Raw genomic sequence first — 22,193 nt, forward strand, 5'->3', positions numbered from 1 at the left:
CACCACGCCCACTTCCCCCCCGAACCTCCACGCACCCCGCCACGACACGACCGCGTACGGAGGAAGTTGCGTGCGCCGAAGAACCGGGCAGTGCGTGTGTGGTACGCGATGGGTATCCGGCCCGGGACAAACCGGTGTCACGTACACCTCTGAAGTCCGCTATCCTTCTGTCTGTCGCCGCGAGAGCGGAAGACACGGCAGGTTGCCCGAGTGGCCAAAGGGAGCGGTCTGTAAAACCGTCGGCTCAGCCTACGCAAGTTCGAACCTTGCACCTGCCACACCAGCACGAAGAGGCTCGTCACCAGCGGAAACGCGGTGACGGGCCTCTCGCGTTGTGTCCGGCCGTCTACGGCTGAGACCGGCGCTCTACGGTTGATCGTTCCCTATACGTTCCCAAAGGATCAAGGTCTGCAGATCATGGTCGTTCCGGCGAAGGCAACGAGCGGGTTCATCCCGCTGGGGACTCACGTCTTGCAGCGACTGACGTCTGATGGGTACCTGGCGACGGCGCCGATTCCACAGCGTCAACATGACCGCCGCCAGCCCAACGTCCCGTGATCAGCCATAGCTCGTAGTGGACCAGCCATTCAGCAGTCCACGGCAAGATCGTCTTGGCCAGCAACATGTCATGGCTCCACTGGCCTGGGTAGTACAGGCACAGTTCGTTCTCAGGGTAGACATGAGGCAGCGCATTGGCGTTGTGATGGAGAGCAAGCGGGGGATCGACCACGGTGACGTGGGGTCTGCGGGCATGCCGATAGACCACACGAACCGTGTAGATCCGGCTGGCCGGTGTTGGTTGTAGCTGGACGAGGCACCTGAGCTCGCCGCGACGCACAGTGCCACGTGCACCCGGGAGCACGCTTACGATCGCGGCGAGCTGTTGGGCGAGGTTAATCGTGCGTGGCGGCACGGTCGCCATGGAAGACGTGGTCACGGACGCGAGGTCCGACGGCTGTCGCGGTGAGCAAGCCTGTGGGAGCCATGTACTGGGTGCCGGCCTGCCGCTGTTCTAGCTGTCGCTCGCCCATGCGCTCGAACGCCTGCATGATGGGCGCGGACGCGAAGCTCTCCGACATGCGCTTGGCCATGATGTCCAGGCCCTTGGCCTCCATGCGGACGAGTTCGGAGAGCACGGAGGAAATGTCGCGGCGCCAGTTGAGGAAGGCCTCGCGCCGCTCGGGGTATTCGTTCCACTTGTCCGTGAAGTTCTCCTCCTCATGCGCTGGGTTCGGCACCCACCACGTGCCCTTGCGATTCTCGACGAAGGCCAACATGCGGCTCAGGACGTTGGAGGTGGCAGTGAAGAGGTCACGCTCGCCGTTGTAGGCCCGGGCGGCCAGCGTGGTGATCAAGATCGACGGGGGTCGGTTGTCGGGGTCGTTGGCGAAGCGCAGCATGCAGTGCCACTTGAGGACCTGGACGGTGCGTTGCAGTGTGGTGCGAATCTCCCATTCGGGGACGTCGGCTACGTTAACGTGCCGCTTCGTGGCAGCCGCGATCAGGTAGGCCTGCATCTCGCACCGACGCTTGAACCATTCGGCATATCCGATCGGGTTGCTGTGTTGCCACCAGCGCAGTTCCCTGTCGGTGAGCAAGATCCCGGTGGGCGGGTACTCCGCGTCGGGGATGCTAGGCAGCACGTCCAGGTGGAAGCCTTCGTCTGAGTAGTCAAGAGTCCAGCAACGCCGACGTTCCTCGATTCCCTTAGGCGCGCCATGCTTGCCGTGCTGCTTCTTCCAGCGCACATATTTGGACAGTTCGTCCCCGATTCGCTTCTTGAGGTCGAACTGAGTGATGCTCTCCTTGACGATCGGCAACCGGCAGACCAGATCGATGTCGTACTCGCCGCGCGGGGTGTTGGGTCGTACGACGGTGCCGAGCAGGAACGAGCCCTGTGCATATATTCGCCAGTCCGGGTTGCCGTTCTCGGCTAGCCAAGTTCCTACGTCCTCATACTCGCCTACCGTGCGCTCGTAAAGGTGGGGAGCTATGTCAAGGGTCTCGACGGCGCCGTCGAGCAACATCGACAGCATCTCTTCCAGGGTGTCCAAGGTCAGTCCTTTCGGGCTTTGTAGTAGGGGATATACGGTGCCGCGTCGTGGTCAGCGAAGCAGCGGGTGAAGCTCGGGGAAGCACTGCGGCTCTCATGGCCGGCCAGTCCGATCAAGGCGTCAGCGTCGACCTTGTCCAAGGCGACGGCCCCAGTGGGAACCGTGGGATTGAGACGGAGGACGTGTTCCTTGCCGATGAAGTGTCGTAACTGTTTGGTGGCACTCTCACTCTGTGCGCGCATCAGCATCTCCACGGCATCGCCAGCCCACGGCAGCAGGCCGCCACGATCCAGACGACGGCTTCGGTTGCGCATGTCGGTCGTGGTGCCGAGGCTGAACACCCGAATGGCGCTCAAGGGAAGACCGAGTGGACCGATCGCCTCGGTAAGAGCGACCATGCAGGGGTTGTTCGCCCAGATGCCCCCGTCGATCAGACGGGCGCCGTCCAACGGCATGCCAGGCAGGTATGTCGGGGCGGCTGAGGTAGCTAGGGCGACATCGACAGCGCGCTCGCGCCAGTCGCGCTTTAACGTAGGCAGGTGTGGGGTGCGGAACAGGTAAACGTCGTTGGCCCCGATGTTGTACGAGGTGATCACGAGGCGCTTGGTGCTCTCGCCGAAGGTGCGGTTGCCGAACACCTCGATGAGCGCGGCGCGCAGTGGGGCCACGTGGTACTTCGCGCGCACGAGGTGCCGTAGGCCCCGAAGATGAGTGCGATCGCGAAAGATGCGGGGCCCGTGCTGGGTGTAGAACTCAAGCACCTGGCGCGGCGACAGTCCCAGCCCCAGGCCGAGGGCGATGATGCCCCCGGTGGAGGTGCCGGCGATCAAGTCGAAGTGGTCGACAATGTGGGCGTCGAGATCTTCTTCGAGTCGTGCCAGGACTGCGGCGGAGAACATCCCCCGCAGGCCTCCGCCGTCCAGGGACAGGATCTGAAATCGATCAGACACCTACCACCGCCCAACCACGCGTGACCAATGGACCGCTCCCTCCGACACACCCGACACTGTTGATCGTACTTAATATCACAACACATGTTTCCGTGTTGGTTTCTACACTGAAGGAGTAACGATGTGTCGTGCCTTCGCGGAGCACTACACCCTGTCAGCCAAAATGTGGAGGGCAAGATCGGGCTAGGAGGATCATGAGCACGCTGGCGTTCGAACGAACGCGTCTTCGAGTCGCCCGAGAGTTGGCCAGGCTCAGCCAGGCACAGTTGGCCGCTGCCGTGGGTCTCTCTCCGGCGGCGGTCAGCCAGTTCGAGAGTGGCGCTGCCCGGCCGAGTCCAGAAACGATCACTGCCTTAAGCATGGCCTTGGCTGTGCCGATCAGCTTCTTCCATCAGCCGATCGCTGAGACCCATGAGGGCTTTTTCCGATCATTGCGCCGTACGGCAGTGGCGGACCGTCGCCGTGCCAGAGCCATCGCGCACGTCGCACACGACGTGGCTGTCCATGCTGCTGCGGCGGGGAGATTCGCGCTGGCTGATGTGCCAGAGATGCGAACCTCTGGACTCAGCGTTGCCGTCGATGAGATAGAGAAGATCGCGGGACAGGTTCGCTCCCAGTGGGGCCTGGGGCCTGGCCCTGTCGACAATGTTGTTGAGCTCCTTGAAGATCATGGTGTGGCTATCATCCGCCTACCGCTCGACAGTGCCGACGTTGACGCCTTCTCGCTGCCATTTCCGGATCACCCCGTCGTAGTGCTCGGTACGGACAAGAACGATCGTGCTAGATCGCGTTTCGACGCCGCTCACGAGCTTGCGCACTTGGTTCTCCACGGTGAGCAAATTTGGGGGGTGAAGGAAGTCGAAACCCAAGCCCATCAGTTTGCGGCCGCGTTTCTCATGCCAGCGGATGAGATACGCCACCACTTGCCGACGAAGGTCGATTGGCCTCGGCTTTTTGAGCTGAAGCGCTATTGGCAAGTCTCCCTGGCTGCTCTTCTTATGCGGGCACGCACGCTCGGTCGCATGAGCGAGAACACCTATCTCACCGCCATCAAGGCGGCCTCGGCGCGAGGGTGGCGGCGGGTCGAACCCGTACCGCTCGGCATACCTGAGCAGCCGCAGCGCCTTCTAGAGTTTTTGGCATCGCCAGCGAGCCACTCTGTTCGGAGCCTTCTGCCTCACGATACGTTGGCCAACATTACAGTGGCGACAAGTAGTTGACTCTCAGCGTTGGTCTTGCCGGATACTCAAAAGCGGAGTTTGCTAGTTCGTGGAATGAGAGGCAAGACTTTTTGCCTGTGCGGGTGCAGGTCTCTATCGACCTTGGGTATTTATCTGATCGAGGCCTGTTCTAGCTGTAGCCACGAGCTCAGCCGTGAAACATGACGGGTTACCGGTGATCAAATGAAAGATCCCCCATCATTCCGACATTGTCAGACGGGTGGATCTTCGCGGTCAGCTTTTCTACGGCTTCGCGTACTTCGTCACAAGGGTTCGCTGTCGGGATGGCCTCAGTCCCGAAATCGATGTCAGCGTAGCACGGCCTATGAGGAAGGCCAGCATCAGAAGAAGCAGCACCAGAAGAACCCAGTGGAAGTTGGCGACCAGCCAGGAGTCCTTGTCTGCATCTGGTGGATGGGCCTCGGGACTGGGAGGAACTTCTGTCCCTTCCGCCACAACTCTATGACGTTGCTGGTGGACGATAGGTCTACACGGTGTCCGGATGTGGACACAGACGGCCAAACAGAGTGTCACCGAATCCAGAGACGTGTGGCCTTGCCATGAGGTAGGTTCGAGCTCATAGGCGGCGACCTATTCGGATGGTCATAGAGCCGCCCGTCCTACTAGGAGGGACAGTGATGGCGTTGAGCCGTCTTGCCTGCGAGTTCGCGGCAGAGATCAGCAATCACGACTGGAGAGATGCTCCCTATCGCCTGGATCGGGCAGGCCATCAGTGGGAGCTAGATTCTCTTGGCAAGCGAAGCGACACGCTGCTGAGCGAGCGGGAAGCTCGCTTTGTGAAGACCAACGTGATGTGGGTTGCAGCGCAAGTCCTGGGGCATGAGGACCCGAACTTCAACATCCAGGAGTTCGCGGAGGCTTGTGGCCTTACCGGCATGTCGGAGTCCACGCTCTACTACGGGACACGGCGAAACTCTGAAGGCCGCTACAGCAAGCCTGGTTCATACGAATAGATGCTCCAGTCCCGCTCTTCTCAGCCTACGGCAGGAAAGCGGGACTTTCTTCATCTGAGCGGTGATTTCACCGAGTGGCCTTGAAGATGCGGCGCATGGCTTCGTCTTGCTGTCCATAGATGCATTTGGCGTAGACACGTAGCAGAACATCAACACTATGGCCCGCCCATTCGGCCACCTGTGGCGCTGGCACGCCAGCGTTGAGCCATGTGGAAACAGCGGCATGGCGTAGGGCGTAGGGAACCTCCATCAGGGGCGACCTAGCTTCAGACGGTGTGAAACCTCGCGCCCTGGCTTCGTGGAAGACCTTGAGGTAGGCGCGGTCGGTCATGAGGCCGCCGCGGGGGCCGATGAAGATGCGTCCGCCGGGGCCGGCGCCGAACTCCTTGAGGTGCTCGATCAGCATGTTGGACAGCTCGGGGTGGATGGGCACTCGCCGTATCTCGCCTACGGCTCGATGCTTGAGTTCCCGGCGTTCCCTCACCTTGCCGCTGTTCGTCCAGCGACTGCCCGAACGGGGCTCGGCGTTGGTGAGCCGCATTTCTCCCCAGTCGTCAGCAGGAAGGCTGACGAGGTGTTCCTGACGTAGGTCTACGACCTCTTCGGGCCGGAGTGCGGCGAAGTACATGCATCCGAAGAACGCCTTCATGCGTCTGCCTCGCTCGCTGTGGTTCTCCACTGCCTTGAGGAAGCGGCGAGCTTGGCTGATGTTGATGACGACGCGCGGGTCCACTGTCGTAAGGGTGCGCTGCTTGGCCCACTTGACGGCCTTGAGTGGGTTGGACGACAGCTCGCCGATCTCCTGGGCGTACTCCATGGCGTTGTTCAGGACCATGCGCTTGCGGTTGGAGGTGTTCGCGGCGGCAGGCTTTCCCTGCTTGGTCTGGCTGATGCGGGCCAGTACATGGCGTGTCAGCACAGCTCCTGACCCGTGCTCGGTCAGAGCGGCGAGTGGAGTGGTGTGGCTCTCCAGCCAGCGCACTATGTCCACGAACTCAGGGGGCGGTTCGGTGGTGTCCCTGACACGGTTGCTGTACGACCAGCGCAGGGCGGCGCGTATGGCCTCTCTCGGGAACGGGTGCGCATCGGTGAGCAGGGCTTCGGTGGCGTCGGTCAGAGCTTCGGCGATGCCCCGGCGGTGGTTCGGGGACGCGTAGAGCCATTTGGCCTCTACGTATCGCAGGGTGAAGGCGTACCACCTCATGGGCTCCGGCTGCTCGACCTCGCGCTGCCAGGAGGTCGGCCGTCCGGTGGAAACGGAGAACGGTTCGCCGCGACGGGCTGCCGTCATGAGTTCGGAGCGAAAGGCGTCTGCCTGCGCTGCCGTTTTGAAAGTCTCCTTCCATACCTCGCCGTCCACGTTCCACGACAGCCGGTAGGAGATGACCGCACCCTGGGCGTTCTTGCGCTTCTCGATGCTGCGGATGCGCACGTCGTAGGCGATCTCCTGCATCAAGCGGCGTCCTCTCGTTCGTTGAGCCAGCGGTCGAGTTCGGAGCGGCGGATGCGGAGTTCGCGGTTGGCGAGGGTGATGCAGCGTGGGCCCTGCTTCTTGGCTCGCCAGTCGTAGAAGGTGGAGCGGGCGATCTTGAGTTCGGCGCAGACTTCGGCGACGGTGAGCTTCTCGTCGGTGCGGGTGTTTGTCTTCAAGGGCGGTTCCTCGGTCAGGCGGAGTGCAGGGTCGGGTGGACGGCGTAGGCGGGTGATGGGCGGCGGCCGGGGCCGGTGCGGGGTGGTTCGGGTTCTCGGCGGATCCAGCCGAGTTGTTCCAGGAGGTCGAGGGCGGGTTCTAGTTCGGTGACCTTGCGGAAGCGGTTGCGGGGTAGGGCGGTGAAGACTTCGCGGACGGTGAAGCGTTCCGTGGTGGTGCGGTGGAGCCAGGCGTGGACGACGCGGGCGGCTTCAAGGTCGGGGTCGGCGCCCATGGCGTCGAAGGTGGCCAGGGCGTGGGCGGTGAAGTACTGGCCGAGGGTGATGGCGGCGTTGACGGTGTCGGTGGTGATCGGACGGCGGAAGGCGGAGTCCACATCGGTGGCCAGGTGGATGAGGCCGGCGATGCGCATGACGGCGCCGTCGAACTTGCCGGCCCAGTCGGTGATGTGGCCGAGGTCGCCGGAGTCCGGGCGCAGGCGGCGTTCGGTGGCGCGGCGGTGCTCGGTGAAGACCTCGGCTGCCTCGGTGGTCAGGGTGAGGCGAGCCGGGTCGTGCCACTCGTACATGCCGATGGTGAGGCGTTGCAGGTTGGCGTCGTAGCGGCTCGTGATGTGCTCGGGCACGGGCGCTGAGTCCACGCGCCGGTAGCCGACGTTGGACTTCGGGAGGCTGTAGAGGATGCGCCCGAGCAGGCCCTTGCCGCGGAAGCCGGGCATGGTGGCGATGTCCGAGACGATCTCCGGCTGTACGGCCAGGCCCATGGTCAGGGCGGCGTTGTCGGCGCGTTCGCTGCGGCCTCGGCGGTCGATGATGAGTGGGTCTCCGGCGTGGCCTTTGAGGAACAGGTCGAGGTTGGGCGTGCCGGAGTAACGGCCGGCGAGGGTGGCGAAGATGCCGCCCTCGGCCGAGAGGACGGCCAGGCGTCCGCCCTGTTCGACCAGAAGGCTTGCCGCCGTCTCCGGGGTGATGTCGTCGGCCATGAGGCGCGGTTTGACGGGCACCTTGATGTCTTCCACGGCCAGGGCGGCGCTCTGGGCCTCGGCGATGGCTTCCGGTGCTGCCTCTCCGCGTGCCGTTCCTGCACTTCGTGCTGCCTTCTCAGCGACTTCGACGGCCAGGCGGCGGGCTACTTCAGCCTCGGTGATCTGTGGCGTGATGCGGTCCACCAGGACGTTCTCCGCACGGGTCAAGGGTGCGGTCATGGCGCGGAAGACGGCGGACTTGCGGGAGCCGGGTGGCATGGCGACCACGACGAATAGGTTGACCGGTTCGATCCAGGAGCCGCGCACGTTGACCACGGCGCGTCCGCCTGCGGCGGTGGACAGGGCGGCCAGGGCGACGCAGCCGGCCAGGTCGGTCGGGGTCTGCGTCTCCTCGGCGACGGCGCTGATGTGGTCGGCGACCCAGGACGGGAGCGCGTGGACCGGGAAGGGTGGCAGGTCGCCGCGCTGGCCGAGCGGGGCGGGTGTCTCCCAGGGTGTGGGTGGGTGGTGCAGGTCGGTGAGCTGTTGGGTGGCGTTGCAGGTGTTCAGGATGGCCTCAGCGGTGGTGGCGGTGGTCAAGCGGCTGTCCTCCGGGGTCGGCGGTGTCCGCTGTCGAGTCCGGAGCGGATGGTGGTGAAGGCTTCGCGCAGGCTGAGGCCGGTGGCTTCGGCGGCGTTCAGCAGGCAGGCTTCGGCGAGGGCGCGCGGGAGCAGGCCGGCGGCGATGAGCTGGCCGAGGGCGAAGGCGGCCAGGTTGAGTGTGGTGTTGCGGGTGCCAGGGACGGCGTCCAGGACGCGCTGGATCTCGCCGCGTAGCGCGGCCAGGGCGTAGCCGGCGGCTCGGTCTCCGCCGCAAGCGTTCAGCACTGCGCCCGCTGAGCTGACCGATGGCTGAGTGGTGAGGTGGTCGGCGAGCCACAAAGGGAGTGGGGCCGGAGGTGGGTCGTGCAGGACGTCGTAGGAGCCGGTGCCGTCCGGCAGCGTGACGGTGCTGCCGGGGGCGACGACGTAGCCGCCCCGAGCGCGGGTGTCGATCTTCCAGCCGAGCTTTCCTGCGGTGTTGCGCAGGTCGCGGTCGGCGGGTGCGGTGAAGTACAGGTGGGTGCCGCCGCGCCGGGTGCGGACCATGAAAGTCTCCAGCGGCAGCGGCTGGCCGGCCTGCTCGCAGAGCATGGCCAGGACGTCGGAGCCGTCGTTGACGCCGGGTCGATCCCAGGCGGCGGGCGGGTGCTCGTCGGGTTTGGGCACGTCCAGATCGAGGACGACCAGGTTGGACGGGCCGCAGGCGATGCCGATGTTGAACGGGCCGCGCGTCCACATGTCGTGGATGAGCGCGGGGTCGGTGGTGGCGTGGGCCTCCCATGCGGTGAAGCCGGGCAGCGGGCGCTTGTCGTGCGGGGCGAGCGGGAAGACGTGCCAGCCGCGGGCTGCGGCGGCCAGGGCGTAGCGGGTGAGGTCGCGCATGCGGGTCTCCTGAGCGGTCATCAGCGGTCGCGGTACAGACGGCGGACGTGGGTGTAGAGCTGCCAGCCGAGGCGGGGCCGCTTGCCGGTGCCGTCGCAGGCGCGGCAGGTGCGGCTCCTGCGGCCGTCGCGGCAGCGGGTGCAGCGGCCCCATGGCGATGCGAGGCACACGATGATGTAGCTGAGAGTGACGAACGGTAGGCAGGTGGCGAGAAGGGCGATGGCGTGGTCCATGGGGGCCTCCAGGGCCGTTTCCAGGGTTTTCGCAGGTCGGGCTCTAGGCGCTAGAGCCCAGGTAGAACAGGGATTCGGGCTCTAGGGGAGCCTCTAGACCTAGAGGGGTGCACCTCTAGGTCTAGAGGCGATCGGCGAGGGCTAAGACGCCTTGCCCTTGTCGCGCTGAGTGATGGCGGTGGTGATGTCGTCGCGGGCGATGCCGATGCGGTTGGCGCCCTTGCCGCCGCTCTCCGGCGTGCCCCAGACCTGCATCGTGCGCACGCCGTACGGCTTGAGCGCCGTGGTGAGCTGGGCCGTCTTCGCTCCGCCCTCCAGCGCCGCCCACGCGCCGTAGGCGTCGGGCCGCATCTCGGCCAGGCGATCCACGACGACCTCGTTCCAAACCTTGGCCTCGGACGGCGGGACCACGGCGAGGATGTCGGCCAGCAGGTCGAAGCTGGGCGCGGCCTGCTCTGGCGTCTCGCCGAGCGCGTGGCCGCTGAGCGTTCCACGCGCCTTGCGCAGCGCGTACGCCCGGTCGGCGATGAGCTGTGTCTCCGGCGTGTTGAGGTAGGCGGCCTTGACCACCTTGGGCATCGGCGTCGCGCCGACGAGGTAGCCGGTGCCGGCGTCCTTCTCCGGGACGAACACCGTGGCGCGGATGCCGTTCTTGTACGCCGAGGTGCCGAGGATCATGTCGTTCTCCAGTTGGCCGGCCACGCGGAGGCAGAACCGGATGGAGACGTTCGCGGAGATGCCGGTGGGCAGGCTGTCGCGGTCCGGGCGCTGGGTGGCCAGGATCAGCACGACGCCCAGGGCGCGGCCCAGCTTGATGATGAACTCGGCGTCATCGCCTGCCTTGTCGCCGTACTCGGGATGGGCGAACAGGTTCTGGCACTCGTCGATGATGCAGACCAGCGGATGCAGGCCCAACGAGCGCTTGTCGGCGATCTGGCGGGTGACGCGCTTGTCCGGGCACAGGTCCGCGGGCAGCGCCTTGAGCGCGGCCGAGCGGCGCATGACCTCCTTGCGCAGCAGGGTGAGCGAGTCGGCGGCGTAGGCGATGGCCTCGTCCTCGATGCCGGAGACGTACCGGTGGCAGACCTTGTCGTACGGGTCCAGGTCGCCGGTGCCCTTCAGCTCGTGGAACCACGCCTCCACCGTGGCGTCGAGCACGATGCCGGCGGCCAGCTCGCGGATGGACGAGGTCTTGCCCTGGCCGGGCTGGGAGCCGATCAGCACGTTGTGCTGGATCAGCGGCACCGTGACCAGGCGTCCGCGCGGGTCGTTGCCGAACGGAACGCCCTTGAACACGTCGTGCGAACTGGCCCGCTTGAGCGGAGACCGTACGACCGTCTTGGACAGGTCCTTGTCACCCACCCACAGGATCAGCCGTCCCTCGTGGACGGAGGGGTCGCCCTCGGGCCAGATGCAGCCCAGCGGGCGGCGCAGCGCACCGGAAAGCTGCTTACGCCTGTCCAGCACGTCGGCCACGGTGACGCCGTACGGCAGATCGATGTCGGCCCGCCAGCCGGGGCCGTCCCGGGTGATCGGGGCGACGAACCGGATGGCGTCCTTCGGGTTCTTGGACAGGGCCTGCGTGATGCCGGCGATGCCGAGCACGCTCAGCGCGCGGACCACGATGTCGCTGGTGAGCTTCTCCACCTCGGACGCCATCACCGCGCGGTTGATCAGCGGCCTGTCGGCGGGCTTGCCGAGGATGCCCAGCAGAGCCACGGCCACGGCGAGCATCCCCCATTGGGCGGCGGTGGGCTGGTTGACCGTGACGACGGCCAGGACCAGCAGCCCCAGCAGGATGAGTCCGGTCATCCAGCCGCGCGCCCGGACACGGATGTCGCGTTGCCTGCTCAACTTCAGGTACCCGTCATAGTCGGACTTGCGGACGGCGGCGATGCGCGCGGGCTCGCCTTCGAGGTCGAACGTCCAGCGCACGAACCCGCTCACCAGGCGGACCAGGCCGCGCGGGGCGCGGGCGACGAGGCGCCCGGCGTAGAGCGGCGTGCGGATGAGCTGGTAGCCGGCCACGTGCGCGTAGTGGAGGCTGGCCCACCTCAACGTCTCGATGGCCTCCGCACGGGAGCGCAGCCACAGCGGGATGATCGGCTGGCGGGTGGTCGCCTTGCGCTCCAGGCTGGCCCGCCAGTCCGTACGGGACGGACCGGGCTGGTCCACCCTGAGCACCTCGCCTTCAAGGACGAGCGGCTCCGACTCGGACCGGCGGCCGGACCGCGCGGCGTTGAGGTCGACGATGTCCGCGCCCTTGTCGTCCGGCTGGTCGTCTTTCGGGTCGTGGTTGGGGTCGTCCGGTGGCTGCGTCATGATGAAGGAACCTCTGCTGTCTGAAGGGCGGTGGAGTGCTGGGGCGCGGTCGTTGTCTTGGCGGATGAGGCCGCGTCCCAGTCAGCGGTCTGAGCGGTCGAGGTGCGGTCGGACCGCTTCTTCTCGTGTGCGGTCGGTACGTGCGGTCCGTCCGCCTGTGCGGTCAGGGCCAGCAGCTCGGCAAGCAGCATGGCGGTAATGGCCTGATGGTGGTCGAACAGCCGTCCCGGGTAGCCGGTGACCGTCCATCCGCCTTCGCGGAGTTCGGCCGTGTTCGGGCAGGTGTCCGAGGTCATGTGCGTGTCGGTGATGGTGAGGCCCATCAGGCGGCTTCTCCTTCCGGTACCTCCGCTTTGAGCCGCGTCAGGAGCGCGCTCGCTCGGTCGGTGGAGATGCTCCGGCCGGTGTTGCGGATGGCGTCGCGGAGGCGGTCACGAGTCAGGGGCTGGCCTTGTGCGGCGAGGTTGGCGGCGATGTGCCGTCCCAGAGGCATGAGGTCTCCTACGTTCGGCGTGGGCGTCGATCGCGTACGCCGCTTGCGGTGCTTCGGCGGTGCGGGCGGCAGGGCGGCCCGCGTCGGCTCGGGCGGCGGGATCTCCAGGTGCTTGGGCGTGAGTTCGCCGAGGCGGTACAGGGCTCGCTCGCGCCTGGTCGCCTTCCAGCGCCACAGCCGGCCGTACCGGTCCTGCAGCTCTGTCTTGGCGAGGATGCGTTCGCGCTCCTGGCCGAGCGCCTCCGGATAGCTGCGGATCTCCCACAGCACCATCCGGCGCCACAGGAAGACCGTGGCCAGCGGAGCGAGCAGCCAGCGGGAGCGGCGGATGCCGTCCATGTGATCCGGCCGGGCCAGATCGGCGTGCTTGCGTACGACGTGCGCGCCCACCTCGACGGCGAACACCCACAGCAGCGGCAGCAGCGCATGGGCCACGACGGCGAACCAGTCGGCTGCGCCGAGATACGTGGCCACGTTGAGGTAGACCGTCGCGGCCGTCAGTGCCCACGGGATGAACCGCAGCCAGCCCAGCCGCATGCCGAGCCGGGCCAGGACGATGTCCAGCGCGGAGAACACGGCGATGCCGAGGTCTATACCGAGTGGAACGGTCCAGGCGAACCACCCGAACGAAGGCTCTGCCGCCGTGGCGACGCGCTCGAAGCTGTTGACGAACCCGAGCAGGCCGAGCGCTCCGGTGGCGATCGCGGTGATCTCTATCGCGGTGCGCTCGCCGTCGGTCAGCGGGCGCCTGGTGGTCATTCTCGTTGGTACGGGGCTGGTCATGCTGCTTCCTCCTCCGCGCAGTCCGGGCACACGACGAGACGGTGGTCGATGGGCTCGGTCAGGCACACCGGGCACGTACGGCCCTTGGGCGCCGTCGTCCGGATGCGCCGGCTGGGGGCGCGCTTCGGCAGGGCGAGGCGCACGTCGTACAGGTAGGCGGCGCGAACCCGGGGCGGGCCGGAAACGCGCGAGCACCACAGGACCTGCGCCTGCGGTCCCTGATCGCCCGGCCGGAGCCCCTCGGAGGCGAGCTGGCGCAGCGTGCGCAGGTGCGGCGGGATCTTCTTCCTCGGGTAGGTGGGGATGCCGTACCGGCGGCCGGACGGGTCCCAGAAGCGGGTGCGGGTGCGGCGGGCCATGTCAGGCCACCTCCAGGTTCTCCGATGCGGTGGTGTGGGTGGTCAGCTCAGCGGGCGTGCGGCCGGCCCAGATACCCGAGGTCGGACGGGCCTGCCGCGCGTACAGCTCGCAGAGCCGCAGGGCCGGGCAGGTGGAGCACACGTCGCGGGCCACGGCCTCGCGGGCGGCGCGCTCCTCGGCGCTCTCGATGGTGAGGCGCGGGCCGGTGTGCAGTTCCGGGTCGTATGTGCACTCGGGGAGCGGCGTCTCGTCGCCGCTCTGCCAGAGGGTTTCGAGGTCGGCGAGCGACATGCGCGCCGGGTGGAGCGGGCGGTTCTGGTTGTAGGCCACTGTCGGGTCTCTTTCTGGGTTTCAGTTGCTGACGGTCTGGATGAACCGGGTGACCGACTCGGTAGCGCTCACGAGCAGGTGCGCCGCCGCCTTGACGACGGTTGCCGCGCCCTCCGGGTCCTTCAGGGCGTAGAGGGCGAGGCAGATCGTGATGACGGTCGGGAGCACCTTGCGCGGACGGACGAGCATGTTGAGCCTCTCGGTTCTGACCTGCAGGGCAGGTACTAACAGACATAGAACATGTACAGCTACGGAGAGTCAAGTCCTAGGGACGGTTCGTGTCGGAGTCCTGCGGTCCTCGGCTCAGCCGGTCTTGCTGATCTAAGAGTTCCGCGCCGGGCGCTGCGGCAACACTGTGCTCGTGATCGGGACTGAATGCACAGGGGGTGATTTTTGGGGGTGATTCAAGCCCTGACCAGGAGAAACGCGGGCCGGGATTTCTCGGGAAAGCGGGCGTCCGGCGCCGTGTTCGCGCCATGATTGCGGAGGCGATCACATGCGGAGGTGAAGATGTCTCGAATGCCCAATGTGGGGCTTGCTGATGCAATGCGCCGGGCAGATTGTTCTAATTCGGGACTTGCTTCACGAGTACGACAGCTTGCGCAAGAAGAGGGCGTAACGCTGAGTTGTACGCATGTGGATGTGAAGCGCTGGCTGGACGGGGTGAGGCCGCGGCCGGCGACCGCGCGGTTCATCGCCGAGGCGCTCAGCAGGAAGGCCGGCGTCACGTTCACGCTGGACGACATCGGGTTTGCCGGCGTCGTGACTCCTGAGACGCTCGAACGCACCCTTGCTCATGGTGGCGGCATCTCCGACGTGGGCAGTCGGCTGCTGGGGCTGACGCGGCGTGACCTCGCCGATGATCCGGTGGCGTTGCAGTCGGTGGTCGTCCCCGACGCCTGGAACGAGTCGCTCATCGCGTGGCTGCTGTCGCGGCCGGAGCCGATGCCGGTACGGGAGCACGCGCGGCCTTCGGTCGGTCCGTGGGATGTGGAGACCATTCGCGCCACCACCCAGCTTTTCGCGAACATGGGCTTTCAGTTCGGTGGGGGACATGCGCGTTCGGCGCTCGTCCAGTATTACAACCGGGAAGTCGTTCCCCTGCTCGATGGGAAATTCGAGGAATCGGTGGGACGGGCGTTGTTCGCGGCGGCTGCTGAAATCACGGAATTGGTTGCCTGGACGGCGTACGACCTCGGCCGGCACGGGCTCGCGCAGCGCTACTTCCTACAAGGGCTGCGCCTCGCTCAGGTGTCCGGAGATCGCATGCTGGGCGGCCTGATCCTGGCTGACATGAGCCACCAGGCCAACTACCTTGGCCGCTACGACCAGGCGATCCAGCTCGCGCGTGCGGCGCAGGAGGGTTGTCGTAGCCACTCCACCGCGACCCCAATGGCGCTGTTCCACGCCATGGAGGCGCGTGCGCACGCCGGGAACGGCGACGAGGCAAGTTGTGCGCGAGCCCTGCTTGAGGCGGAGAAGTGGTTCGCCAAGCGCAACGTGGATGAAGATCCGTCGTGGGTCTCGTACTTCGACGCCGCCGAGCTGGCTAGCGAGGGCGCCCATTGCTATCGGGACCTGCGCCAGCCGTCCCAGGCGATGGAGTTCGTCGGCCAAGCGGTGGGGCTTTGTGATCCGATGTACGTGCGGACGCTGGCCTTCGACCGGCTGGTTCAGGCGGCGAGTTGCGTGCACATGGGCGAACCATCGCAGGCCGCGACCATCGCGCTGGAGGCCATCGACCTCGCCGGGTCGCTCAAGTCGGAGCGGTATCTCCGGTACATCAGGGACCTGCAAGCAGACCTGGACGCGTACGCGGGCGATGGGCAGGTAGCGAAGTTCAACGCCGTCGTCGCCCGGAAGTACTCACCGGAACACGATTAGTGGCGGTCAACATCAAATCGACAGCCGCGCTGAGGGATAGGCTCAGCTGCTATGCGGAGAAGGAAGGTGACGGTAGTCGCTCTTGCGCTCTCTCTTGTAGTTGGGGGTTGTGCGGAGCAACGCGAAGAGGTTGATCCCGCTGTACGGGGAGAGGTCGGCAAGATTGGCACGATCGTCTGGAAGCAGCGCTACGAAGGGGTAGAGGGGACCGCAACGGTGGTGACCGACTCTTTCGTAATCGATGTCGGAGGCAAGACTGAAGTGGCTTCCTTCAAGAAGGCGGTCGCCTTTCTCCGCAGTCGAGGCTGGGTCACCACGGCAGACGGTTCGCCGTACCGTATCTCGATGCATTCGCCCAAGTGGAAAGGGTCTAACCTGGCGGTATATGCGCTCCGCGCTGCTCAGGAATTTGATCGACCTGAGGTCAAGAAGGCCCTCGAAAAGGAGGGCGCCAAGCTAGAAGCGCTTGTCAGCGTGGTTGCCTATGTAGGTTGGTGAGTGTTCTGGCCGCGCTGGAGCCGACTCCATAGCAGGACGCCCCCTTACCGTCGCGTCGGAAGTCTTCGACTCGGGGCGATGCCGTCGGTTCGTGGTAGGTGCTCGCCGCAATCAGCAGCGGAGGCAGCGTGCGTGCAACCGCAGGGGAGAAGCCTAAGTGATCGCTGATCAGTAAGCGCTTGCGCGTGGTCCGCTCGGGTTGCCCATGGGGCGTTGTTCTTCCTCGCGTTTCACCCTTGCCGTGATTTCCTGGGTCTGCGCTCTGACGTCGTTGAGCGCTGCTCGGATCGCGGCCCGTTGCTGAGCCCACTCGTCCCGGAAGCGGTCGCCGGCGGGGCCGGCCCAGATGCTGCTGTCGCAGGTGGCGTCCACGGCTTGCAGGGTGCGTTCGATGCCGTCGGCGGCTTCGGCGATGACGCGCATGTCCGCCTGCCACTCGCTCAACTGATCAGGCACGGCCGGCTTCCTGACTGCTCAGCATGCCGGCGATTGCGGCCGAGAGGGCGGCGTGGCTCACCGGCCTGGCCGTGATGCCGGTCGGCGCGTGTGGGCTGTCCACGATCACGGCCCAGACGGCGCGGTCGGTGGCGTACGTCGTCATCATGGGACCGGGTGGGTCGCTGAGGAGCACGAGTTCGCCCACGATCCGGGCGTTGTCGATCACTGCTGCGAGGGGGCCGACGTGCTCGCGTTCCAGGGCCGAGGGGTCCAGGGGCATGCTCGGGCCGTCCCGGTCAGCCACGCCGAAGGGATCCAGCAGCGGCTGTACGAGGTCCACCGCGTCCTCCACGCTGTTGACCAGGGTGAACACGTGCATGCCGCCGGTGGTGATGCGCTCCACGAGGAGCAGGTTCGCGGTGTGGATGTGGACGTGGGCGTAGGCGGTACCGGCGCCGCTGTGCTGCTTGATCGCGAGGGTACGGTCCGCGGTACGGCGTAGTGTGAGGGCGAGGTCGACGTCCATCCTGATGTGCATGTCGATCGTGGAGGCGGGCGCGTCGCGCAGGGTGGTGGCGAGGTCCTCGATGTTGTCGATCTTGACGGTCTCGCGGGCGACGAGGGAGCGCAGGGCCGTGGCCATGGCCCATTCGCGCTGCTGGGCGTCCATGGTGGACAGGTGAGGCATGGGGACGAGGGTCTCTTCGGGGTCGAGGACGGCGAGTTCCTCGTCGGTTAATCGGACCAGGGGTTGCGTGCCGTCCTCGGCGATGGCTTCGCTGATCTGCGTACGGAACTGGGCCAGCTCCATGTCAAGGCGTACGTTCACCGTCCATCAGCCCTTCAAGCGGCGGACGTCGGCTCTCCGCACGATCCGCAGGCCGGCGATGTCGTGGTGATCCATGTCGGTGCCGGTGACGACCATGATGGGGATGTAGGCGATGTAGAAGAAGCCCCACAGCCAGCGCCGGGTCGCCTGGCCGATGGTCGGCTTCTCAAGGTCGCTCGTACGAACGGTCCGCAGACCGGTCAGCAGCTTGCCGACGCTTCCGCCCAGCGCGATCGTCAAGAGCACGTGGTTGCAGAAGGACAGCACGAGCAGCGCTCCGACGAAGGCCGGCCAGTAGGCGAGGGTCCCGTTCAGCGGGTCGCTGACGATGATCCCAGCAAGCAGTGCGAGCAGGGCGTCCACGCTGGGCGGAATGATGCGGCGGTTGCTGCTCGCCCGGGGCGGAACTTCGGTTGAGGTCATGGAGCCTCCGCACGTCAAAGGATCAGGGTCTCACCAGAACTTGAATTTCTCGATGAACTCTTTCGCGCCTTGTACGGCCTTTCCCGCGCCTGCCTTGATGTCGTCTCCCCAGGTGTCCCACGCCCAACTACCGAGGAAATAGGCGCCGGTCACGCCCAGCGCGACCCAGCCGGCCACCGGTACCGCCGCAGCCACTGCCGCTGATGCGCCGAGCGCGGTGGCGATGCTCGCGCCGCCCATGACCGCGACCGCGCCGCCAACTTGGACGGCGCCCATGCCGCGATCCACCCAGCCTTGCGCGCCGTCGTGTGTGGGTGCCACCGCTTCCTTGACGCCGGTGACGGCGGCGGCCGGGAGGGTGACACGTGCGAAGATCCCGGCACCTGGAGGGTTCCTGGTCAGGAGGCCGGCGCCAGGGATCTTAAGTCGCTTCAACGCGGCTGACAGCGTCTGCTGCCACTTCCATGGCTGTTTGTAGAGATCTTGGATTTTCCGCGCCTTGAGCATTTCTGAGATCAGCTCGGAGAGCTTGCGGTTACCGGGGAGGGCTCCCATGTAACGGCGGATGTCGTAGACCGCACGAGCGCCGGCCACATTTCTCCCTTGGGCCCATCGCCGCTGCAGCTGAACCGCGGCCTCCACACCGCTCATGATCGCCATAACCTTGAGCGGCTTGATCACCTTCTGAGCCTGTGCTTTGTGCTCCTCCCAGAAGTCCAGCACGGAGGTCATGGCTGCGAACAGCGCCGTGCCTTCCGGGTCTTTCTCAAGGAGGCCGGCGCGACGTCGAATGTCCTTGGCTTGATCTTGCGCCCATGACGCACGCGCTGGAAATGAGGCCAGTCGGCTGGCGTCGCCGTTCCAACGCTCCAGGAGCCGCCGGATCACCGCACCCTGGACCGCGAGCGATCCGCCCGTGACCTCGGCAGCGGCTGCCAGGTTCCGAGCTTGATCCGGCTTCATCCCGACGAGACTCATCGGATTGAGCGTATCGCCGAGGCCACAAATATGCGGGTAACTCGTATATCGGCAATACGGGGGCAAGCGAATGTGGCGGAACCGGCGTGGCGGCGTAATGAACGCGCCTAGCTGGGCATTTGGCAGGTGTGTAGCTTGAGTGGTAGGCGGGGAACAAGAATCTGCCGTTCCTAACCGGTATAGCGCTCAACGTTCGTGTCGTTTGCTGCGTACACCCCATTCCGGGTGTGCGAGCCGGGCACTTATCGGGGTGCTCAGAAAGCGCGCCAGCGCCGGGGTGCGTCCGGGTGCCGTAGCGAGTGCATGCGGTTGTGGAACTCCTGGGCTATGGCGTCGTTCTCGCTGACGTTCTGCATGAGCCAGGTGGTCATCTTCAGCTCATTGATGTCTCTGAGTACGGGGTAGCCGTCCCAGGCCAGGACGTCGAAGCCGTACCGCTCCGCGAACTGGTCGTACTCGGCTCGCGTGCCCCAGCCGACGGAGTGCTCAATGGCGGTGACGGCGAGGTCCGTCTCCGGTGGGCCGAAGGCGAAGCGCTCCAAGTCGATGAGCAGGATGTTTCCGTCTGCGGCTTTGATGAGGTTCTCGTTGTGGGCGTCGCCGTGGACGGCGCAGGGGGTGAGGGGGAAGGCCAGGGCGTCGTAGGCGCTTTGCAGGTCGTTCCGCCGTGTCAGGAGGAACGCTCGGTCCTCGTCGGTGAGGCCGGGGGCTGCGTGGATGCGTTCGGAGACGCGGCTGAGGATGTCCAGCGGCGGCAGGCCCAGGTCGGTGGGGACGGCCAGGCTGTGGAGTCCGCGCAGGATGGCGGCCAGGTCGTTGAGGGTCGCGGGGGAGCCGCTGTCGGGGATCAAGTGCCAGAGCGTCACCGGGTGGCCTCTGACGATGAGGGGCTGGTCGTGGGCCGTCGTTTGCGCGGCTGGGATGCCGGAGTCGTTCAGCCAGGCGGAGACGGCCACTTCCTTGCGTACGTCGTCCAGTACCTCGACGCTGCGGGCGATCCTCACGACCACGTGCTCGGTGGGGAGAGCGAACAGGGCGTTCTCGCCGAGGCGGATCAAGCGAGCGTCCTGGCTGGCCAGTCCTGCGGTTTCGCAGGTCTCGTGCAGGGTCGCCAGGGCTTCGGTGGTGGTGAAGGGGATCGAGGGCGTCTGCGATACGGTCACGTGTCACCTTTGGCTCGTGCTTTGACGACGCGGCCCATGCCGGGCCTCTTCTCGATGGCTCCTTCCGCTTCCAGGAGCGCGAAGGCGCGTCGGATGGTGACGCGGGCGACGCCGCGTTCTTGGGCGAGTACGTTCTCACCGGGCAGGACGGATCCCGGGGCGAGCTTGCCGGCGGCGATGTCCTGCCGGAGGTCGGCGGCGACCGCGTCCGCTCGAGTGCGGGCGTGCTCGGGGCCGCCGACGAACCAGCCCTTGCCGTGGACGGACGCGATGAGGCGTTCGCCGGCCAGGAGCTGCAGGGCTTGGCGGGCTGTGCCCTTCGACACTCCGAACTCGTCGGCAATGGCGGCCTCACCGGGCAGCTGCTGGCCGGCGACCAGGTCACCGCTGTCGATGCGCTTGCGGAGCGTCTCCGCGATCGTCTCGTACTGGGTGGCGGCGGTGCGGGTGGTGGTCGCTGGGTCGCTGCCCATGACGCGCCGGCCCCGGCCGGCCTCGCTCGCCACCAGTCCTGAGCGTTCCAGCTCGGCCACCGCCTGGCGGACCGTTCCTCGCGCGACGCCGTACGTTCGGGCGAGTATTGCTTCGGAGGGGAGCATGGCGCCGGCGGGGGGATCGCCTTGGAGGATGCGGCTGCGGATGTCCTGGGCTATCCGAACGTAGGTAGGGGCATCCGTCGCCTTGCTCATCGCGCTCCCTCGCCGAGGCACAGTGTCTCTAGGGTAGGGCGGGCACGCGTGGCCGGCTGGGGTTACCGGCCTTGCGTCCCTCTGTTCCTTTCCCGTGACGAGGGTGCCGGACGCGGGAGGGCAGGAGGTTGTTGCCGCGCGGCGATGAGCTGCGATCTTGCGGTGGTACGGCCGCGTTATCCGCAGAACTCCTCGGTGTGCGTACGGACCGGGATGGCGGGTGGCCCGTGTGCGCGTCGGTGGAGATCCGCGTTATGCCGCAGAAACTCGCACTTTGCAGCGGTGTCTCATGCGGCTTGTTCGCCGTCGCGTGACTCGCGAGGGCGGGATTTGCTTGCGGCGGCTTGTTCGTACTGGTGTCGCCGCTCGTGGTAGGTCAGGAGTGCTTCCCAGACCATGCGGGCCTGGCGGTAGAGCCCTCGGCCTGCCTCCTCATAGCGGCCTGGTCGGGCGGTGGGGCGCAGGATGAGGAAGAGCCCGCCTTGTGCGGCCCATTCGTAGGCGCCGCAGCATGAGGTCTCGGTGATGCGGATGCGGTCGCGGGGGCGGCGCCGGTACGGCTCCCACTGCACCGGTGGGGGTTCAGGGGGCTGGCTCAAGGGCCGCGCTCCTTACCTCGTACTTCTGCAGGTAGCGGTAGACCTTGCGGCGGCTGCGCTGCCAGGTGCACCGGTAGGCGAGCTGGATGGGGGTCTCGGCGACCAGCTCCGGGAGGATTTGGTAGGCGATCTCTCCCTCGGTGAGCTTGGGGAGTGGCTTGGCGTGCCAGAGGCCGTCGGGGGTGCGCCAGACGTAGAAGCGCCTGAACGCGCCACGCAGGTCAGGGTCGGACAGTGCTTCGCGGGCGGTGGTCATGAGGGATTGCGTCCTCCGTCCTAATTTCTGATAATTGGTTCCCTGAAAACTTGCGCGGAGAGGTGTTTGCCCACGTTAACGGTAGGGCCTCATGGCCACAAGGCTCATGGCAATATGGCCCTGTGACACTTGTGCGCTGTGATCGACTACAGCTCTGGGGTGCCGGTCTACCGGCAGGTCGCGGCTGCGATCCGCGACGACATCACGGCCGGCCGCTACCGGCCCGGAGCGTGGTTGCCCTCGGAGGCTCAGCTTTCACAGATGTACGAGGTGGGCCGCGACACCGTACGCGAGGCTCTGGCCCATCTCCGCGCCGAGGGGCGGATCACCACGGTGCGCAAGCGGGGGTCGATGGTGGCCGTTGAGCCGAAGCGCGAGCCGTACGCGGTGCCGGCCGGGGCACGGGTGATCACGCGGATGCCTACGCCGGATGAGCGGCGGGAGTTGGCTACGTCCGCTGAGCTGCGGGAGTTCGGTGGGATGCCTGAGGGCGTGCCGGTGTTCGAGGTGGTGCCGGGGCCGCGGAAGCATCGTCGGGTGCTGCGTGGGGATCGGGTGGAGCTGGTCGTGGAGGATGAGCCGCCCGGCGAGTGATGGTCGGTGGGCGGCGGTTCTGCG

Annotated in this window: 26 protein-coding genes and 1 tRNA gene; 6 read left to right on the top strand and 21 right to left on the bottom strand. The window is 66.2% G+C overall.

From position 1 onward, the window contains the following. Positions 1–196: 196 nt before the first annotated feature. Positions 197–278 (top strand) — tRNA-Tyr (locus GUY59_RS20215). 615 nt (positions 279–893) lie between these two features. Here the strand turns inward: GUY59_RS20215 and GUY59_RS20220 are convergent. Then, on the bottom strand, positions 894–2,054 hold the full coding sequence (locus GUY59_RS20220) for a nucleotidyltransferase domain-containing protein (protein ID WP_201761106.1): 1,161 nt from the start codon (positions 2,052–2,054) through the stop codon (positions 894–896). A 2-nt stretch (positions 2,055–2,056) separates the two neighbouring features. Beyond that, the gene (locus tag GUY59_RS20225) at positions 2,057–3,004 is read right to left on the bottom strand and encodes a CBASS cGAMP-activated phospholipase (RefSeq protein WP_201761107.1); all 948 of its coding nucleotides are present in this window, start codon (positions 3,002–3,004) and stop codon (positions 2,057–2,059) included. 194 nt (positions 3,005–3,198) lie between these two features. Here GUY59_RS20225 and GUY59_RS20230 point away from each other — a divergent pair, with 194 nt between their 5' ends. Continuing rightward, a complete protein-coding gene (locus GUY59_RS20230; RefSeq protein ID WP_138201949.1) occupies positions 3,199–4,224 on the top strand; it encodes a helix-turn-helix domain-containing protein in 1,026 nt (341 codons plus the stop codon). Between the two features lie 638 nt (positions 4,225–4,862). Next, positions 4,863–5,198, top strand: a complete 336-nt coding sequence (locus tag GUY59_RS20235; RefSeq protein WP_161714622.1) for a hypothetical protein — start codon at positions 4,863–4,865, stop codon at positions 5,196–5,198. A gap of 67 nt (positions 5,199–5,265) precedes the next feature. Here GUY59_RS20235 and GUY59_RS20240 read toward each other — a convergent pair whose 3' ends face one another. The 11 genes from GUY59_RS20240 to GUY59_RS20290 form a co-directional block, all read right to left on the bottom strand. Then, entirely contained in the window at positions 5,266–6,651 is a 1,386-nt protein-coding gene (locus GUY59_RS20240) for a tyrosine-type recombinase/integrase (protein ID WP_138201947.1), read from the bottom strand. After that, the gene (locus GUY59_RS20245; protein WP_138201946.1) at positions 6,651–6,848 is read right to left on the bottom strand and encodes a helix-turn-helix transcriptional regulator; all 198 of its coding nucleotides are present in this window, start codon (positions 6,846–6,848) and stop codon (positions 6,651–6,653) included. The genes GUY59_RS20240 and GUY59_RS20245 overlap by 1 nt, the downstream gene beginning before the upstream one ends. A gap of 14 nt (positions 6,849–6,862) precedes the next feature. Continuing rightward, the gene (locus GUY59_RS20250; RefSeq protein WP_161714623.1) at positions 6,863–8,413 is read right to left on the bottom strand and encodes a YfjI family protein; all 1,551 of its coding nucleotides are present in this window, start codon (positions 8,411–8,413) and stop codon (positions 6,863–6,865) included. Further along, entirely contained in the window at positions 8,410–9,318 is a 909-nt protein-coding gene (locus GUY59_RS20255; protein ID WP_236667329.1) for a bifunctional DNA primase/polymerase, read from the bottom strand. Before GUY59_RS20255 ends, GUY59_RS20250 begins: the two co-directional genes overlap by 4 nt. Continuing rightward, positions 9,318–9,530, bottom strand: coding sequence for a hypothetical protein (locus GUY59_RS20260; protein ID WP_138201944.1), 213 nt, complete (start codon positions 9,528–9,530; stop codon positions 9,318–9,320). Before GUY59_RS20260 ends, GUY59_RS20255 begins: the two co-directional genes overlap by 1 nt. Before the next feature lie 141 nt (positions 9,531–9,671). Next, on the bottom strand, positions 9,672–11,852 hold the full coding sequence (locus tag GUY59_RS20265; protein WP_138201943.1) for a cell division protein FtsK: 2,181 nt from the start codon (positions 11,850–11,852) through the stop codon (positions 9,672–9,674). After that, on the bottom strand, positions 11,849–12,175 hold the full coding sequence (locus GUY59_RS20270) for a hypothetical protein (RefSeq protein ID WP_138201942.1): 327 nt from the start codon (positions 12,173–12,175) through the stop codon (positions 11,849–11,851). Before GUY59_RS20270 ends, GUY59_RS20265 begins: the two co-directional genes overlap by 4 nt. Beyond that, positions 12,175–13,128: a DUF2637 domain-containing protein gene (locus tag GUY59_RS20275; protein ID WP_138201941.1), complete on the bottom strand. Its 954-nt coding sequence runs from the start codon at positions 13,126–13,128 to the stop codon at positions 12,175–12,177. The genes GUY59_RS20270 and GUY59_RS20275 overlap by 1 nt, the downstream gene beginning before the upstream one ends. Further along, complete coding sequence (locus GUY59_RS20280; protein ID WP_138201940.1) at positions 13,125–13,487, bottom strand: hypothetical protein; 363 nt, start codon at positions 13,485–13,487, stop codon at positions 13,125–13,127. Before GUY59_RS20280 ends, GUY59_RS20275 begins: the two co-directional genes overlap by 4 nt. A 1-nt stretch (position 13,488) precedes the next feature. Continuing rightward, positions 13,489–13,818 carry a WhiB family transcriptional regulator gene (locus GUY59_RS20285; RefSeq protein ID WP_138201939.1) on the bottom strand — a complete coding sequence of 110 codons (330 nt, stop codon included), beginning with the start codon at positions 13,816–13,818 and terminating at the stop codon, positions 13,489–13,491. A 21-nt stretch (positions 13,819–13,839) separates the two neighbouring features. Further along, entirely contained in the window at positions 13,840–14,007 is a 168-nt protein-coding gene (locus GUY59_RS20290; protein WP_161714624.1) for a hypothetical protein, read from the bottom strand. A 453-nt stretch (positions 14,008–14,460) separates the two neighbouring features. Between GUY59_RS20290 and GUY59_RS20295 the strand changes: the two genes are divergently transcribed. Beyond that, on the top strand, positions 14,461–15,702 hold the full coding sequence (locus tag GUY59_RS20295; RefSeq protein WP_138201938.1) for a sporulation protein: 1,242 nt from the start codon (positions 14,461–14,463) through the stop codon (positions 15,700–15,702). Positions 15,703–15,768: 66 nt separating this feature from the next. Continuing rightward, complete coding sequence (locus GUY59_RS20300) at positions 15,769–16,200, top strand: hypothetical protein (protein ID WP_138201937.1); 432 nt, start codon at positions 15,769–15,771, stop codon at positions 16,198–16,200. A gap of 168 nt (positions 16,201–16,368) precedes the next feature. Here the strand turns inward: GUY59_RS20300 and GUY59_RS20305 are convergent, their stop codons facing one another. The 8 genes from GUY59_RS20305 to GUY59_RS20340 form a co-directional block, all read right to left on the bottom strand. Continuing rightward, complete coding sequence (locus GUY59_RS20305; RefSeq protein ID WP_138201936.1) at positions 16,369–16,656, bottom strand: hypothetical protein; 288 nt, start codon at positions 16,654–16,656, stop codon at positions 16,369–16,371. After that, positions 16,649–17,467 (bottom strand): hypothetical protein, encoded by an 819-nt coding sequence (locus tag GUY59_RS20310; protein WP_201761108.1) that lies wholly within the window; start codon positions 17,465–17,467, stop codon positions 16,649–16,651. Before GUY59_RS20310 ends, GUY59_RS20305 begins: the two co-directional genes overlap by 8 nt. Positions 17,468–17,473: 6 nt before the next feature. Continuing rightward, complete coding sequence (locus GUY59_RS20315) at positions 17,474–17,890, bottom strand: RDD family protein (protein WP_138201935.1); 417 nt, start codon at positions 17,888–17,890, stop codon at positions 17,474–17,476. Between the two features lie 30 nt (positions 17,891–17,920). Beyond that, the gene (locus tag GUY59_RS20320) at positions 17,921–18,868 is read right to left on the bottom strand and encodes a hypothetical protein (RefSeq protein WP_138201934.1); all 948 of its coding nucleotides are present in this window, start codon (positions 18,866–18,868) and stop codon (positions 17,921–17,923) included. A 254-nt stretch (positions 18,869–19,122) separates the two neighbouring features. After that, positions 19,123–20,031, bottom strand: a complete 909-nt coding sequence (locus GUY59_RS20325; RefSeq protein WP_138201933.1) for an aminoglycoside phosphotransferase family protein — start codon at positions 20,029–20,031, stop codon at positions 19,123–19,125. Next, the gene (locus GUY59_RS20330) at positions 20,028–20,720 is read right to left on the bottom strand and encodes a GntR family transcriptional regulator (RefSeq protein ID WP_138201932.1); all 693 of its coding nucleotides are present in this window, start codon (positions 20,718–20,720) and stop codon (positions 20,028–20,030) included. The genes GUY59_RS20325 and GUY59_RS20330 overlap by 4 nt, the downstream gene beginning before the upstream one ends. Before the next feature lie 287 nt (positions 20,721–21,007). Then, positions 21,008–21,319, bottom strand: a complete 312-nt coding sequence (locus GUY59_RS20335; RefSeq protein WP_138201931.1) for a hypothetical protein — start codon at positions 21,317–21,319, stop codon at positions 21,008–21,010. After that, complete coding sequence (locus GUY59_RS20340) at positions 21,303–21,575, bottom strand: hypothetical protein (RefSeq protein WP_138201930.1); 273 nt, start codon at positions 21,573–21,575, stop codon at positions 21,303–21,305. The genes GUY59_RS20335 and GUY59_RS20340 overlap by 17 nt, the downstream gene beginning before the upstream one ends. 138 nt (positions 21,576–21,713) lie before the next feature. Here GUY59_RS20340 and GUY59_RS20345 point away from each other — a divergent pair, with 138 nt between their 5' ends. Then, positions 21,714–22,169, top strand: coding sequence for a GntR family transcriptional regulator (locus GUY59_RS20345; protein WP_161714625.1), 456 nt, complete (start codon positions 21,714–21,716; stop codon positions 22,167–22,169). Positions 22,170–22,193: the final 24 nt, after the last annotated feature.

Source organism: Nonomuraea sp. K271, from assembly GCF_009908215.1.
GTDB classification, from domain to species: Bacteria; Actinomycetota; Actinomycetes; order Streptosporangiales; family Streptosporangiaceae; genus Nonomuraea; species Nonomuraea longispora.

What these genes read in the sequence shown, in the direction of transcription:
- GUY59_RS20230 (WP_138201949.1), top strand. Translation starts at nt 3,199, where the DNA reads ATGAGCACGCTGGCGTTCGAACGAACGCGTCTTCGAGTCGCCCGAGAG.
- GUY59_RS20235 (WP_161714622.1), top strand. Translation starts at nt 4,863, where the DNA reads ATGGCGTTGAGCCGTCTTGCCTGCGAGTTCGCGGCAGAGATCAGCAAT.
- GUY59_RS20240 (WP_138201947.1), bottom strand. Translation starts at nt 6,651, where the DNA reads ATGCAGGAGATCGCCTACGACGTGCGCATCCGCAGCATCGAGAAGCGC.
- GUY59_RS20255 (WP_236667329.1), bottom strand. Translation starts at nt 9,318, where the DNA reads ATGACCGCTCAGGAGACCCGCATGCGCGACCTCACCCGCTACGCCCTG.
- GUY59_RS20260 (WP_138201944.1), bottom strand. Translation starts at nt 9,530, where the DNA reads ATGGACCACGCCATCGCCCTTCTCGCCACCTGCCTACCGTTCGTCACT.
- GUY59_RS20265 (WP_138201943.1), bottom strand. Translation starts at nt 11,852, where the DNA reads ATGACGCAGCCACCGGACGACCCCAACCACGACCCGAAAGACGACCAG.
- GUY59_RS20270 (WP_138201942.1), bottom strand. Translation starts at nt 12,175, where the DNA reads ATGGGCCTCACCATCACCGACACGCACATGACCTCGGACACCTGCCCG.
- GUY59_RS20275 (WP_138201941.1), bottom strand. Translation starts at nt 13,128, where the DNA reads ATGACCAGCCCCGTACCAACGAGAATGACCACCAGGCGCCCGCTGACC.
- GUY59_RS20280 (WP_138201940.1), bottom strand. Translation starts at nt 13,487, where the DNA reads ATGGCCCGCCGCACCCGCACCCGCTTCTGGGACCCGTCCGGCCGCCGG.
- GUY59_RS20290 (WP_161714624.1), bottom strand. Translation starts at nt 14,007, where the DNA reads ATGCTCGTCCGTCCGCGCAAGGTGCTCCCGACCGTCATCACGATCTGC.
- GUY59_RS20315 (WP_138201935.1), bottom strand. Translation starts at nt 17,890, where the DNA reads ATGACCTCAACCGAAGTTCCGCCCCGGGCGAGCAGCAACCGCCGCATC.
- GUY59_RS20320 (WP_138201934.1), bottom strand. Translation starts at nt 18,868, where the DNA reads ATGAGTCTCGTCGGGATGAAGCCGGATCAAGCTCGGAACCTGGCAGCC.
- GUY59_RS20330 (WP_138201932.1), bottom strand. Translation starts at nt 20,720, where the DNA reads ATGAGCAAGGCGACGGATGCCCCTACCTACGTTCGGATAGCCCAGGAC.
- GUY59_RS20340 (WP_138201930.1), bottom strand. Translation starts at nt 21,575, where the DNA reads ATGACCACCGCCCGCGAAGCACTGTCCGACCCTGACCTGCGTGGCGCG.